We start from the raw sequence: 13,949 nt of genomic DNA on the forward strand, positions 1-13,949 counted from the left end.
AGTGAGTTATGAAGTTAGAAATCAAGTAAGTATTTTTGGAAGGAAGTTTTGGACAATGGCTGAAAGAATATTCCTATCATCTCCACACATGAGTGATGAAGGTTATGAACAACAATATGTCAAAGAAGCGTTTGATACAAACTGGATTGCACCATTAGGGACAAACGTTAATGAATTTGAAAAAGAACTTGCGTTGAAAGTCGGTATTAAAGCAGCAGCTGCACTTACATCTGGCACTGCAGCAATTCACTTAGCGTTGAAGGCTGCTGGAGTTGGTGAAGGAGATATCGTTTTCTGTCAATCATTAACATTTTCGGCAACAGCCAACCCGATTATGTATGAAAAAGCGACACCAGTATTCATTGATAGTGACTACCAAACATGGAATATGTGTCCGAAAGCATTAGAAGCTGCCTTTGAAAAATATCCGGAAGTAAAAGCGGTGATTGTTGTACATTTATATGGTTTATCAGCAGATATGGATCGAATTATGGCAATTTGCAACAAGCATAATGTTGTAGTAATTGAAGATGCTGCAGAATCGTTAGGGACTTATTATAAAGGTAAGCAAACTGGTACTTTTGGACATTACGGCATTTATTCATTTAACGGCAACAAGATTATCACAACATCAGGTGGTGGTATGCTCGTTTCAAATAATGAAGAGAAAATTGCAAAAGCACGTTTTTGGGCAACACAATCGCGTGACAAAGCGAGACACTATCAACATAGTGAAGTCGGCTATAACTACCGCATGAGTAATGTTGTGGCAGGTATTGGACGTGGACAGTTAAAAGTTTTAGATGACCGTGTAGCAAAGAAGAACTATATTTATGAATATTACAAGCGTGAATTGGGCGAATTAGAAGGTATAGAATTTATGCCCCATAACGAATGGGATGCACCAAATTATTGGTTAAGTGCTATGACAGTAAAAGGTAAAGTAAAGCCATTAGATATAATGTTAGCTTTAGAAGCAGAAAATATTGAATCACGTCCTGTATGGAAACCTATGCATATGCAGCCGGTATTTGAGCAATATGATTTTATTGGAACAAATGTATCTGAAGAGTTATTTGAAAATGGAGTATGCCTACCTTCCGATTCGAAAATGACAGATGAAGATTTAGAGAGAGTAGTAAACATTATTAAAGGGTTGTGGATACAATAATGAAGAATTCCAAAGGTGGTATTTATAGAAGATTTGTAAAAAGGCCGATGGATTTCCTATTATCATTAATTGCGATAGTTGTACTTAGTCCTATATTAATAGTAGTGGCTATCCTTGTAAGGACAAAATTAGGAAGTCCTATATTATTCAAGCAACAGCGACCGGGTCTAAATGAAAAAATTTTCATGATGTATAAATTTAGAACGATGACTGATGAAAGAGATAATAATGGTGAATTGCTACCAGACCATATACGACTTACAAAGTTTGGTAGGTTTTTAAGGTCGACATCTTTAGACGAACTTCCTGAGTTATTTAATATTCTTAAGGGAGATATGTCGATAATCGGACCGAGGCCGTTATTAGTCCAGTATTTACCATTATATAATAATCATCAAAAAAGACGCCATGAAGTAAGACCAGGACTATCTGGACTAGCACAGATAAGTGGTAGAAATGCGATTAGCTGGGAAGAGAAATTTAATCTTGATGTTGAATATGTAGATAATATCGGTTTTAAAGAGGATTGGAAAATTATCTTATTGACCATTAAAAAAGTTTTTGTACGAGAAGGAATTAATTCAGAAACATCTGCAACTATGGAACCCTTTAAAGGGACTAATAATGAAAGAAGAATGGATTTATGAAAAATAAACTTCTAATAATTGGTGCGAGTGGTCATGGTAAAGTAGTAGCTGATATTGCTCTAAAAATGGGGAAATGGCAGGAAATTTCATTTTTAGATGATGATAAAAATCTTACTTCATCTATGGGTTTAGATGTCATTGGGATGACAAATGATATTCTTACATATAAAGGTGATTACGAAATATTTGTGGGTATTGGCAATAATAGAACGAGACAAAAACTTCATGAAAAACTTGAATTAATTGGTGCGAATATCCCTACATTAATACACCCAAATACTGTAATTGGCTCAGAAGTAGAAATAGGAATTGGGACTGCTATTATGGCCGGCGCCGTAATTAACTGTTGTACTACAATTGGAAAAGGCTGCATTATTAATACTGGTTCAACTATAGACCATGATAATACAATTGAAGACTTTGTTCATATATCACCTGGGGCTAATTTAGCTGGATCGGTGAAAGTTGGTCAAGGTTCTTGGTTAGGCATCGGTAGTGTAGTTAATAATAATATAAGTATTACTAAGGGTTGCATTGTAGGTGCTGGGGCAGTCGTAGTTAGAGATATTATTGAACTAGGTACTTATGTAGGTGTTCCTGTTAGGAGAATATAATATGAAAATACTCGTATTAGCAAATTTTGGTATGGGTTTATATAATTTTAGAAAAGAATTGTTAGAGGAATTAATTAGGCAACAACACGAAGTTTATATATCATTACCTAATGATGAATATGTACCCAAGTTAGAGAAAATTGGATGTAAGTTTGTAGATACCCAATTAGATAGAAGAGGAACCAATCCATTAAGAGATTTTAGTCTATTTGTAAATTATATAAAAACTATAAGAGAAATTAGGCCAAGTATTGTTTTAACTTATACAATTAAACCAAATGTTTATGGAGGAATTGCATGTGCAATTACTAAAATTCCTTATATCACAAATATTACGGGCCTTGGTACTTCTCTGGAAAATGAAAGTTTAATACAAAGAATTACATTGGTACTTTACAAATTAGGATTAAACAAGGCTTCAACGGTTTTCTTTCAAAACAGAACAAATCAAATTTTTTTTGAAAATAAGGTAATTGCTAATAATAAGACCAAGTTAATACCAGGTTCAGGAGTAAATATAGAACAATATAGTTTAAAAAGTTATCCAGTAGATAATAAGGAAATTCAATTCTTATTTATCGGGCGCATTATGAAAGCCAAGGGAATTGACGAGTTATTTGAAGCGGCAAAGATAATTAAAGCACAATACCCTAATGCTAATTTTCATTTAGTTGGAGGTATGGAAGAAAATTACGAAGAAAAATTAAATGAATTGCAAAAACAAGACATTATTAAATACCATGGGCAGCAAGGCAATGTAAGTACATTTATAAAAGAATCCCATGCAATAATTCTTCCTTCTCATCATGAAGGTTTGGCAAATGTACTTCTTGAATCAGCCGCTACAGGCCGGCCAGTATTAGCCTCAAAAGTGCCAGGCTGTATTGAAACGTTTGATGATGGAGTAAGTGGATTTGGTTTTGAGGTAAAGAATGTTGAAAGCTTGGTTAAAGCAATATTAAAATTCATTAATTTACCTTATGAGAAAAAAATAGAAATGGGTATTGCGGGACGTAAAAAAATGGAAAAAGAGTTTGACCGAAATTTTGTAGTAAAAGCATATATTAATGAAATTAGAACGGCTATTAGTGAGGAGAATCATAATGAGTCTATATGAAAAATTAGTGAATAAAGAAGAAAAAATATCTTTAATTGGTCTAGGGTATGTAGGTATGCCGATTGCTGTTGCCTTTGCTAAAAAAGTTGATGTTATAGGTTTTGATGTCAGTGAACCCAAAGTTGAGCTTTACAAAAAAGGAATAGATCCTACAAAAGAAGTAGGGAATGATGTAATTAAAAATACAACAGTAGAATTTACATCTGATGAATTAAAATTAAGAGAAGCGAAGTTTCATATTGTGGCTGTCCCGACACCTGTAAAAATAGACCATACACCTGATTTGTCTCCAATAGAGTCGGCTAGCCGTACATTAGGTAGAAATTTAACTAAAAATTCAATCGTTGTTTTTGAATCTACTGTATATCCTGGAGTAACAGAAGATATTTGTATTCCAATACTGGAAAAAGAATCCGGATTAATTTGTGGTATAGACTTTAAAGTTGGATATTCACCTGAAAGAATTAATCCAGGAGATAAAGTACATCGTTTAGAAACAATTATAAAAGTTGTGGCAGGTCAAGATGAGGATTCCTTAAATACTATAGCAAAAGTATACGAACTAGTTGTTGAAGCAGGTGTATATAAAGCTGCAAATATTAAGGTTGCGGAAGCTGCAAAAGTTATAGAAAATTCACAGCGTGATATTAATATCGCATTCATGAATGAATTGTCCATCATCTTCAACAAAATGAATATTGATACAAAATCTGTTTTGGAAGCTGCGGGTACTAAATGGAATTTCCTTAATTTCTCTCCAGGTTTAGTAGGAGGGCATTGTATAGGTGTAGATCCATATTATTTAACATATAAAGCTGAAGAAATAGGTTATCATTCTCAAATAATTCTTTCAGGAAGAAAAATTAATGATGATATGGGTAAATATGTTGCTGAAAGTACAGTTAAGAAAATGATTAAAGCAAACAAGCAAATTAATGGAGCTCAAGTGGCGATATTTGGTGTAACTTTCAAAGAAAACTGTCCAGATGTTAGAAATACTAAAGTAGTGGATGTAATTAGAGAGTTAGAAGATTACGGTATAGAGGTTAAAGTTGTTGATCCACAAGCAGATGAAGAAGATTTATGGCGTGAATATAAAATTAAACTATGCAAAACAGAAGATATAATAGAAATGGACGCAATAATTTTTGCTGTTCCACATGATGAATTTAAATTAATTCAATTAGAAGATATTAAAAATATGTTTTGTAAAAAAGTGTTACTAGATACAGATGAAACAATGGAAGTTGCTGCAACATCAATGTTAGATGTAAATGGTTTTGTATTAATGGACCTTAAAGGAATATTTGATAGAAAAGAAGCAGAAGATAATGGGTTTTCATACTGGAGGTTTTAAAATGGGATATAAAGACATTAAATTTCCTGAAGGAAGTAAATTTTTGGTAACTGGTTCAGCAGGATTTATTGGCTCCAATTTAGTAGAAGCGATTTTAAATTTAGGTTATAAGGTTAGAGGGCTTGATAACTTTTCAACTGGAAAAAAAGAAAATGTGGAAGAATTTTTAAATCATCCAAATTATGAGTTCGTAGAGGGTGACATTAGGGATTTGGAAACTTGTATGAAAGCTTGTGAAGGTATCGATTATGTTCTAAATCAAGCAGCTTGGGGAAGTGTGCCAAGAAGTATTGAAATGCCGTTGTTTTATGAAGAAGTAAATATTAAAGGTACTTTAAATATGATGGAGGCGGCTAGACACAGTGGGGTAAAGAAATTTGTTTATGCCTCAAGTTCTTCGGTATATGGTGATGAACCTAATCTTCCTAAAAGAGAAGGAAGAGAGGGGAATGTATTATCACCTTATGCGCTTACAAAAAAAATGAATGAAGAATATGGAAAACTATATTCTAAATTATATGGATTGGATACTTATGGTTTAAGATATTTTAATGTTTTTGGAAGAAGACAAAATCCAGAAGGTGCATATGCTGCTGTAATTCCAAAATTTATAAAACAATTATTGAATGATGAGCAACCTACTATTAATGGAGACGGAAAACAAAGTAGAGACTTTACTTATATAGAAAATGTAATTGAAGCAAACCTAAAAGCATGTTTAGCTTCTACTAACGCAGCAGGACAAGCCTACAATATCGCTTATGGAGGCAGAGAATTTTTGATTGATATTTATACTCAACTAACGAGTGCCCTAGAGAAGGAGATTCAACCTCATTTTGGTCCTGAACGTTTAGGTGATATTAAGCATAGCAATGCTGATATTAGTAAGGCAAAGCAAATGCTTGGGTATAATCCAGAATGGAACTTTGAAAGAGGTATAGAGCAGGCAATTGAATGGTATTTAAAGAATTTATAATAAAATATTTATCTCGAAAAAAGGGGGAACCCATTTTTTCGAGATAAATTCAATAGAATAAAAGGTATTTAAAATACTTCGCTTTTAGTCTAATTTTATAAAGGTAGGTTGAATAATGACAAATGGTATAAAAAGGAAATTTTTGACTGGTGGCCTTTGGGTGTTAACCAGCACAATTATTCAAAATATCTTACAATTGTTATTACTGGTTATTCTTTCTAGAATGTTATCACCCCAAGATTTCGGAATAGTTACTATAAGTGTTCTTCTTACCAGTTTATTTAGTATATTAGCACAATTAGGTATACCTCAAGCAATTGTTCAAAAAGAAACATTGAGTAAGTTTGATATTAAAATTAGCGTAACTTATATTTTTATTACTGTCGTAATAATTTCATTACTGTTAAATTTAATAAATGTTCCTTTATCTGTTTTTTTTAATGAAGAAAATTTACAGAAAATAATTCCATTAATTACTTTAACTATTTTCTTTCAAACCTTAGCATCAATTCCTGAAGCATTGATTCAAAGAGAATTAAAATTTAAAGTAATTTCTATTGTTGAATTATTTACATATTTAATTTCCTATGGGTTAGTAGGAATAATATTAGCGTTTATCTTAGAAAGTTATTATGCTCTAATTATTGCTAATCTTTTGTATCATTTTACAAGATTTATTAGCTTTATCTTTATTAAACCAAAGTCCTTAATCCCAAGTCTGAATTTTAAATTAAAAAGCGATATAATTAAAATAGGTATCGGTTTTTATATAAATAGAATAATTGCATATTTCTCTATCCAATCCGATAATATAATAGTAGGAAAATTATTAGGTACAGAATTGCTCGGAGTTTATAGTAGAATATACCAATTGATTTCTTTACCTGCAAAAATTACAGGTATGTTTTTTGATAAACTACTATTTTCTACATTATCGAGGATTCAGAATAATAAAGAACAAACCAAAAAGGTATATCTACTTTTTTTAAGGCTCTCTGGTTATATTTTATTTTCTTTAAGCATATATATTTTTATTTTTGCAAAAGAAATCATTTATTTATTATTGGGGAGTCAATGGGAAATAGCGATTGTCCCTTTGAAATTATTTAGTATATCTATTTTTTTTAGAACTGCATATAAAATAGGGGAAACTATCTCCGTTGCAAATGGATTTGTTTATAAAAGGATATGGGTACAGTTAGTTTATGCCATGACAGTAATATTATTTTCTGTAATAGGAGCTAATTATGGTATTATAGGCGTCGTGATAGGAATAAATTTTTCAATAATCACCAATTTCATTTTGATCACATTTTTAACAAATAAGATTTTAAATGTAAATATTTCGAAAATAATAAAGGAGTTCATACCGGTTATTTTATATTCCTCATTTTATGCATTGCTAATGACTTTATTATATGAAAGATTTTTACAAAATCTCAATTATAATATTCTATCGGTAATAATAGGTGGAATATTAACAATATTATTCCTTTATTTTAAATTAAAGAAAGAAATGGTAAATTTATTAAAAATGAGGTGATAAAATGTTTAAGTTAATAAAAATCATTAAGTCGGATTTAGCTAGGTATGAAAAACCAAATATAATTATATTTATTAAAAGGGCTCTTTTGGATACTAATTTTATTTCGGTGATGCTTTATAGATTATCTCATCAAATATATCTTTGGAGAATACCATTACTCCCTAAGGTTATCATGAATATAAACAAAATTATGTTTTCTGCTGAAATCAGCTATACTGCAAAAATTGGTTATGGATTTAGAATAAATCATTCCTTAGGTATTGTAATTGGGGGTGGTGCAAATATAGGGGATAATTTTACTATAAATCAAGGGGTTACAATAGGTGGGAACTTTGGTAAAAATAGATATGAAGGAAATAAATTAATATCGCAACCTTGGATTGCTGAAAAGGTAAGTGTAGGAGCAGGAGCAAAAATTTTAGGTCCTGTAATAATCGGTAATAATGTAATAATTGGAGCAAATAGTTTAGTAATTAAAGATATTACAGATTGCCAGGTTGTTGCTGGTATTCCAGCAAAGGTTATAAAAGAAAGAAGAGATATTCATGCTACTAAATGAAAAAAATAATAATATACAAAAGCTGTATATCTTGCTTATTTTTACGCTACCATTCTATACAATAGAAGTTATGGGGTTTTCTATAAAAGAAATAATTATATTTACTATATTGGGACTCTACCTATTTCTTTTTGTTAAAAATTATAATGTCACATTAAATAAAAATCAAATATTAATCTTATTGTTTATATTACTCTTTTTTTTATCAAGTATTTTATCATTATTAAATGCCCCTTCCATTTCTCTAAGCTTTAGGACAAGTATTTCAATACTAAATATTTTTTTTCTAGTATTTATAACCTTTTTAGTTATTAAAAAAACTAAGATGCTATTTACTATTATTAAAATCCTTTATATAGTCACAGTTTTGGTTAGTCTTCTAGGGATATTACAAATTATTTTTTACGAAATATTTGGATTATATATTGGGGGAGCGTTAGGATATCCCTATATTTTACCAACTTCATTAAGAGCTACAGGTGCTTTCAATAATCCGAATTTGTATGGATTTTTTTTACATTTGGGTTATTCTATTTCATTAACAAGTTTATTACTCTATAGAAAGATAAGAGTTCTTTCTTATAAGTTCAGGAATATTTTATTTTGTCATCTTATTATTTTATTTGCTCTTATAGCTTCAGGGTCTAAGGGGGCATTTTTTTCTTTAATAATAAGTTCAAGTATTATTATTATATTAATTTTGATTAAAAAGAAAATATTACCCCTAATTCTAATCCTATCTACAATTCCGTTAGTTTGGGTATTAATAAATATAGATTTATTGTACTCATTAATATTTAAAGAAGATGGTAATGAAAATGAAAGATTTCTTCTTTGGAGTTACACATTTAAAATGTTTGAAGAAAAACCACTATTAGGGTATGGGATGAATTCTTTTCGGATAATTAATAATATTGATGTTATTCCACATAATTTATACTTTCAAACATTAAGTGAAAATGGCTTAGTAGGAATATTAATATTAATATTAATATTTATAACTTGTATAACATATTTATTAATTGTTTGTAAAAAGTCAAATTATGATGAATATTTTCTGATTGCCTTGGCTTTATTAGGCGGATTAAGCGGAATGTTAGTTCATTCTGTTTCCTTAAGTTCTATTAACAATACTATGTTATGGATTGTGATAGCATTGTGTGTGAATTTATATTTGATTTTTAAAGAGGAAAGGGTAAAGAAGAATGAAAAAAGTACTGATTTATCAAGGTCGACCGACTAGTGGGGGATCAAAGAAAAGTTTATTTAATTTAATAAAATTATTAAAAAGTGAGGTTTCTTTTCACATTATTTTAGGTAGTAAAGGTTGGTTCTATGATCAATTAACTAAAGAAGAAATTGAGTTTACCTTAAATTTAGAAAATAAAGTAATACAAAAAAATAAAAGTGTAAAAAGTGACTCCTTAAGAAAATTAAAAAGCACTTTTATTATTTTTATATTTGGTATAAAAAATGTTATAACTAATTTTCGTTACATAAAAAAAGAAAAAATTGATTATGTAATATTAAATGAAGGAAGGGATCTATTTTTTATAGGTATTCCTGCACTGTTATGTAATTGTCAGGTTATATCCTTTGTAAGAGGAGAACCAAATAATTACGATTTACCTAGATTTTTAATTTCGAATAAGATAATATCACTTTCGGAAACATTAGTGAAAAATTTACCATCAATATTTAAAAAAAAATCTGAAGTAATTCCAAATTATATCAACATAGAAAAAAAGAATATTAGTAATTGTATTAACTCTGATGTGGTAAATATTTCATTCTTCGGGTCTATAATACCAATTAAGGGCCTGGAAAATTTAGTTGAAGTTGCAAGTAAAATTAAAAGTGAGAACTTTATAATTAATATCTATGGAGACATACCTAATGATGATTTTAATTGGTATATAGAAAAAATAAGGGGATTGATTAAAAAAAATAATTTAAGTGATAAGATTATTTTTAATGGTTGGAAAGAAGATACTTCTCCGTATTTTAAAAAAAGCGATATAGTTATTTTAACATCTAAAAGTGAAGGGTTACCAAGAGTTATTCTTGAAGCTATGGCTCACTCTAAACCGGTAGTTGGATTTGACGTGGGTGGGGTGAAATCTCTAATACAAAATAATATTAATGGTTATTTGATAGACCATGGCGATAATAATAAATTTGCTGAAAAGCTAACACAATTAACTTTGAGCTCTAGTTTAAGAGAAGATTTGGGTAGAGAAGGTCTTAAAATAGCTCAAAATAATTTTAGTGCTGAAAAAGTAAAAGAAAAGTTGTTAAAAGTTTTTCGTTGATTTTATTTTATCAAACTTATTATGTAGGCTAGTATAAATTTCAATTAACTTTGCAACATGTTGGAGCTAACTAATACCAATATATTCGGTTAAAAGAGAGGAAATGATACTTTGGGTAGTACTGAATCAAAAGATAGGCTTACGGAACTTGATGCACTCCGTGGTCTAGCAGCATTAGCGGTAGTAATATTTCATTATACTACTAGATACAATGAATTATTTGGTCATGAAAAATCTTCCTATCTCAACTTTACATTTGGGCATATGGGAGTGAATTTATTTTTTATGATAAGTGGTTTTGTAATTTTCATGACGTTGCGAAGAATTAATAATGTGAAAGAGTTTGCAATAAAAAGAGCATTTAGATTATATCCTGCTTAATTACTTACCTTTTAGTTGATACTTTTGGCTTAAAAGGAAGAGAAGTTTCATTTGGAGAGGCTGTTATTAATTTATCTATGTTACAGGGGCATTTCGGAATACCGCATGTAGACGGGGCATATTGGTCGTTAACAGTTGAATTAACTTTTTATTTAGTAATGGGTTTAATCCTATATTGTGGTTTTAAAGATAAAATCATAACAATTTCTTTGATTTGGTTATTTTTTTCTGCCTGTGTCATGATTTACAGTAATTTAAATAACCACTCTCTTGGTAATATTATTATTAATTTATCAATTTCAAAATATAGTCATTTATTTATAGCCGGCATTATGTTTTATTTAATAAAAGAAAAAAACAAAGTATACATTTTTTTATAATTCTCTTATGTTTATTATATGAATATCTATTTATGAGTATTCAATCTAATATTTTTGTGACGATGTTTTTTGGGATTTTTTATTTATTGATTAATAAAAAATTACGCTTCTTGAATACTTCTCCGCTCATTTTTTTGGGAACAATTTCTTACAGCTTCTATCTAGTTCACCAAAATATTGGTTATATTATTATATTCAATTTAGAGAAATATGGTTTTAATAGTGAATTTTTTCTAATAATCCCTCTAGCTGGGTCTATTATTTTAGCTACTTTAATTACCTACTTTATTGAAAAACCAATTCAAAAATTTGTGAGCAATAAATCTAAAAACATCAAAAGAATTGAGCAAATCAGTGCAAAAAAAGTAAGCAGACAATTGAAAAATAGTTAGAAAGCCTTTTAGTTAATTAGCTCTGCGTATACTTAATATAAAAAATGTTGCAAATTTCTAGAATGGGTTTAGTTTCTTTTAAGGCTTCTGTCTACATAGTAGGCAGTAGCTTTTTGTAATTTCTGGTAATAATAATGGGAAAGTTAATTATAGGGATAAATAATCATTTTATATTGGTGTATTAAAATCCAATTTGAAATATAAATGAGTTATATATATCACTCGTTTACGTTTTAATATTAATGGCGATTCTTATCGTATGGAGACTAAGAAATAAGCTGGGATATTCTCATTTTCTCCAGCTGTTGAAACTGGGTAGTGAGGAATATTATGCAGTTGGTTTTGGGGATTTTTAACACAGTAGTGACACGGGAGAAAGCTCATTTGAAAAAGGTTAGACTTCGGTGTACTGAAGGCTGTTCAAGTTGGCCTCTGCTCCGTTATATTTTATATTGTTTTGTCCATTTTAAAATTACCGTATGGTCTGTTTTTTATCGATCGGGCGATTTCGATAGAACTCTACTTCCTCTCTAAGTATCAAAACGGCTTTCAGTTTGTCCTCTGCTGAATATTTCGCCACATAAACGCTGCACCTTTAATTGTTATTTATGTCTAACAATTGGGGTGAAGTTCGTTTGGCATAAAGATTTTTGTATTTCGCAAGTTAAATTTGAGCCAATTGTTAATTAAAATTTGAGCCACTAAAAATTGCTCTGTTCAATCCATTCTTTCGTTTCTAAAATTCGATAGGAGCCACCAATCATGTTGATGATGTGCGCTCGATGCGTGAGTCGATCGGTTAAAGCTGACGTTAATACTGGATCATGGAATACTTCTTCCCAGCGTTCAAACGTTAGATTACTTGTTATAATTGTCGCTGCTCGACCCGCACGTAACGATAAGTGCGTGAACAGAAGTTCTGCTCCTTCTTTATCGAATGAAATGTAACCGAGTTCATCGATAATTACTAAATCATACTTCTCAAATTTCAGTTCAAAGGAACGCAATGTTCTCGCAGAACGGCTTTCCTTTAATTGATTCACAAGTGAGGCTACACTCGTGAAATACACTTTATATCCAGCTAAACAGGCTTCTATGCCTAATCCAATCGCAAGATGGGTTTTACCGGTACCTGGTGAGCCAATTAATAATACATTTTGCTTCTCCTGAATAAACTTTAGTTCCTTCAAATGAGGAAGGCGAACCGCCGCATTTTGCGGCAGTGCCTCTACATCTAATTCCTCTAATAGCTTTTTCTCCGGGAAGTTGGCTAATCTAATTCGATTAGCTTTTGCTCGCACGTAACGGTCCTCCATTTCCTGTTTTAAAGCGAAATAGAGAAAGTCAGCCGGCGATGTGTGTTGTTCAAATAATGCTTCTTGTTCAAGTAAAGAACGAATACTTGGTAAACGTAATTCTTTACACATTTCAATCATTTCTTTTTGCTTGTCCATTAATGAACCACTCCTGTTCCTTTAGAATGAAATAATGCTGCTAATGAAGACAGATTATCTAAAGATTGACTGGTGACATCATCTTGGCCAGTTAGAACAGTACGTACTTCAGCTGACTGTTCTGCTAAGAAAATGATTTTTTCCGTTGTTAGATGAACCAAAGGGTTCTTTTCTAGTTCAGTAATGACTTCTAGTACTCTTGTTAGGCAATCTCGTTCTTTGACATAAACAAGTAGTTCTAGAAAATCTTTTTCATTTCCGATATAATAGCGGTGGTAGATATTTTTTATATCTTTTGGTGCTTGGCTCAAACATTCACTTTGGGCTAAGGCACCTTTTTTCTTTTCCAAGGTGTTTAAATAGTGGTAGATATTCATCACCCAGGCATGAACTTGCCAGCTTCGTTTATGCTTCGCGATGCATTCACCTTCGCAAAATAGAAGCACTTCCTCTGCACGAGCTTTTAACTTAATGTATTCTCCTACACGCCCCTCTGGTACAGAGTAGCGATTGTGACGGTAGGTAACAGTACTATATTTATCCACACGTAGTTCCACTAATTCTGCAGGGTCGAACGGTGCTGCTGTTAAACTGCCAGCTCGTTCAGCTTTTTCTTCCAACATCAATTCATGATGTGTTTTCTCTTTCAAATAATGAACGCGACTATTTAATTTTTCGATAATAGAAACTAAATACTCCTGTGCCTCTTCTAAAGAAACAAACGTATCTCGATGCGCAAATGCTTTACGACGTATGTATTCCACACTTCGCTCCACATGGCCTTTTTCATTGCCTTTACGAGGCTGACAAGGTCGTATTTGAAAATGATAATGCAAGGATAAACTTTTCATACCGTCGGTAATAAAGCGGTCATAACCGATAAAGTTTTTGACAACTGTACGCATATGTAAACGCTAAACTAGAGTTAACAGTTTTCCACAAATAGAAATCAACAGAATTCCCCAAATAAGATTAAACAGTTACCCAAAAACTATCATTCTTTCAATATACTTAAATTAAGTTTATTGAAGGTGAGGAATTAG

General features: G+C 30.9%; 14 protein-coding genes and 1 pseudogene. 13 read left to right on the forward strand and 2 right to left on the reverse strand.

All coding sequences use genetic code 11. The annotated features are described in order from the left end of the window. The first annotated feature begins 55 nt into the window (after positions 1 to 55). The 13 genes from NYE67_RS05400 to NYE67_RS05460 all read left to right on the forward strand — a co-directional run bounded on the left by NYE67_RS05400 (position 56) and on the right by NYE67_RS05460 (position 11,452). Positions 56 to 1,171: a DegT/DnrJ/EryC1/StrS family aminotransferase gene (locus NYE67_RS05400; protein ID WP_340729396.1), complete on the forward strand. Its 1,116-nt coding sequence runs from the start codon at positions 56 to 58 to the stop codon at positions 1,169 to 1,171. Further along, positions 1,171 to 1,818: a sugar transferase gene (locus tag NYE67_RS05405; protein WP_340729397.1), complete on the forward strand. Its 648-nt coding sequence runs from the start codon at positions 1,171 to 1,173 to the stop codon at positions 1,816 to 1,818. The genes NYE67_RS05400 and NYE67_RS05405 overlap by 1 nt, the downstream gene beginning before the upstream one ends. Further along, complete coding sequence (locus NYE67_RS05410) at positions 1,815 to 2,432, forward strand: acetyltransferase (RefSeq protein ID WP_340729398.1); 618 nt, start codon at positions 1,815 to 1,817, stop codon at positions 2,430 to 2,432. Before NYE67_RS05405 ends, NYE67_RS05410 begins: the two co-directional genes overlap by 4 nt. Position 2,433: 1 nt before the next feature. Beyond that, positions 2,434 to 3,549 carry a glycosyltransferase family 4 protein gene (locus NYE67_RS05415; protein ID WP_340729399.1) on the forward strand — a complete coding sequence of 372 codons (1,116 nt, stop codon included), beginning with the start codon at positions 2,434 to 2,436 and terminating at the stop codon, positions 3,547 to 3,549. Then, positions 3,536 to 4,906: a nucleotide sugar dehydrogenase gene (locus NYE67_RS05420; RefSeq protein WP_340729400.1), complete on the forward strand. Its 1,371-nt coding sequence runs from the start codon at positions 3,536 to 3,538 to the stop codon at positions 4,904 to 4,906. The genes NYE67_RS05415 and NYE67_RS05420 overlap by 14 nt, the downstream gene beginning before the upstream one ends. Position 4,907: 1 nt before the next feature. Continuing rightward, on the forward strand, positions 4,908 to 5,882 hold the full coding sequence (locus tag NYE67_RS05425) for an SDR family oxidoreductase (RefSeq protein ID WP_340729401.1): 975 nt from the start codon (positions 4,908 to 4,910) through the stop codon (positions 5,880 to 5,882). A gap of 115 nt (positions 5,883 to 5,997) precedes the next feature. After that, complete coding sequence (locus NYE67_RS05430) at positions 5,998 to 7,425, forward strand: oligosaccharide flippase family protein (RefSeq protein WP_340729402.1); 1,428 nt, start codon at positions 5,998 to 6,000, stop codon at positions 7,423 to 7,425. A 4-nt stretch (positions 7,426 to 7,429) separates the two neighbouring features. Further along, the gene (locus tag NYE67_RS05435) at positions 7,430 to 7,987 is read left to right on the forward strand and encodes a serine O-acetyltransferase (RefSeq protein WP_340729403.1); all 558 of its coding nucleotides are present in this window, start codon (positions 7,430 to 7,432) and stop codon (positions 7,985 to 7,987) included. Further along, positions 7,974 to 9,230 (forward strand): O-antigen ligase family protein, encoded by a 1,257-nt coding sequence (locus NYE67_RS05440; RefSeq protein WP_340729404.1) that lies wholly within the window; start codon positions 7,974 to 7,976, stop codon positions 9,228 to 9,230. The genes NYE67_RS05435 and NYE67_RS05440 overlap by 14 nt, the downstream gene beginning before the upstream one ends. After that, positions 9,193 to 10,299: a glycosyltransferase family 4 protein gene (locus NYE67_RS05445; RefSeq protein WP_340729405.1), complete on the forward strand. Its 1,107-nt coding sequence runs from the start codon at positions 9,193 to 9,195 to the stop codon at positions 10,297 to 10,299. The genes NYE67_RS05440 and NYE67_RS05445 overlap by 38 nt, the downstream gene beginning before the upstream one ends. A 111-nt stretch (positions 10,300 to 10,410) precedes the next feature. After that, positions 10,411 to 10,680 carry an acyltransferase family protein gene (locus NYE67_RS05450; RefSeq protein ID WP_340729406.1) on the forward strand — a complete coding sequence of 90 codons (270 nt, stop codon included), beginning with the start codon at positions 10,411 to 10,413 and terminating at the stop codon, positions 10,678 to 10,680. 77 nt (positions 10,681 to 10,757) lie between these two features. Then, the gene (locus NYE67_RS05455) at positions 10,758 to 11,060 is read left to right on the forward strand and encodes a hypothetical protein (protein ID WP_340729407.1); all 303 of its coding nucleotides are present in this window, start codon (positions 10,758 to 10,760) and stop codon (positions 11,058 to 11,060) included. 32 nt (positions 11,061 to 11,092) lie between these two features. Further along, positions 11,093 to 11,452, forward strand: a complete 360-nt coding sequence (locus tag NYE67_RS05460) for an acyltransferase family protein (protein ID WP_340729408.1) — start codon at positions 11,093 to 11,095, stop codon at positions 11,450 to 11,452. A 701-nt stretch (positions 11,453 to 12,153) separates the two neighbouring features. On the opposite strand, the gene istB is transcribed toward NYE67_RS05460, so the two are convergent. Further along, entirely contained in the window at positions 12,154 to 12,906 is a 753-nt protein-coding gene (istB, locus tag NYE67_RS05465) for an IS21-like element helper ATPase IstB (RefSeq protein ID WP_340729409.1), read from the reverse strand. Beyond that, positions 12,906 to 13,814 (reverse strand): annotated as a pseudogene (locus tag NYE67_RS05470) (Mu transposase domain-containing protein); the annotation flags it as partial. The pseudogene NYE67_RS05470 and the gene istB, both read right to left, overlap by 1 nt. Between the last annotated feature and the right edge of the window lie 135 nt (positions 13,815 to 13,949).

The organism is Solibacillus sp. FSL W8-0474 (assembly GCF_038004065.1).
Classification (GTDB): domain Bacteria; phylum Bacillota; class Bacilli; order Bacillales_A; family Planococcaceae; genus Solibacillus; species Solibacillus faecavium.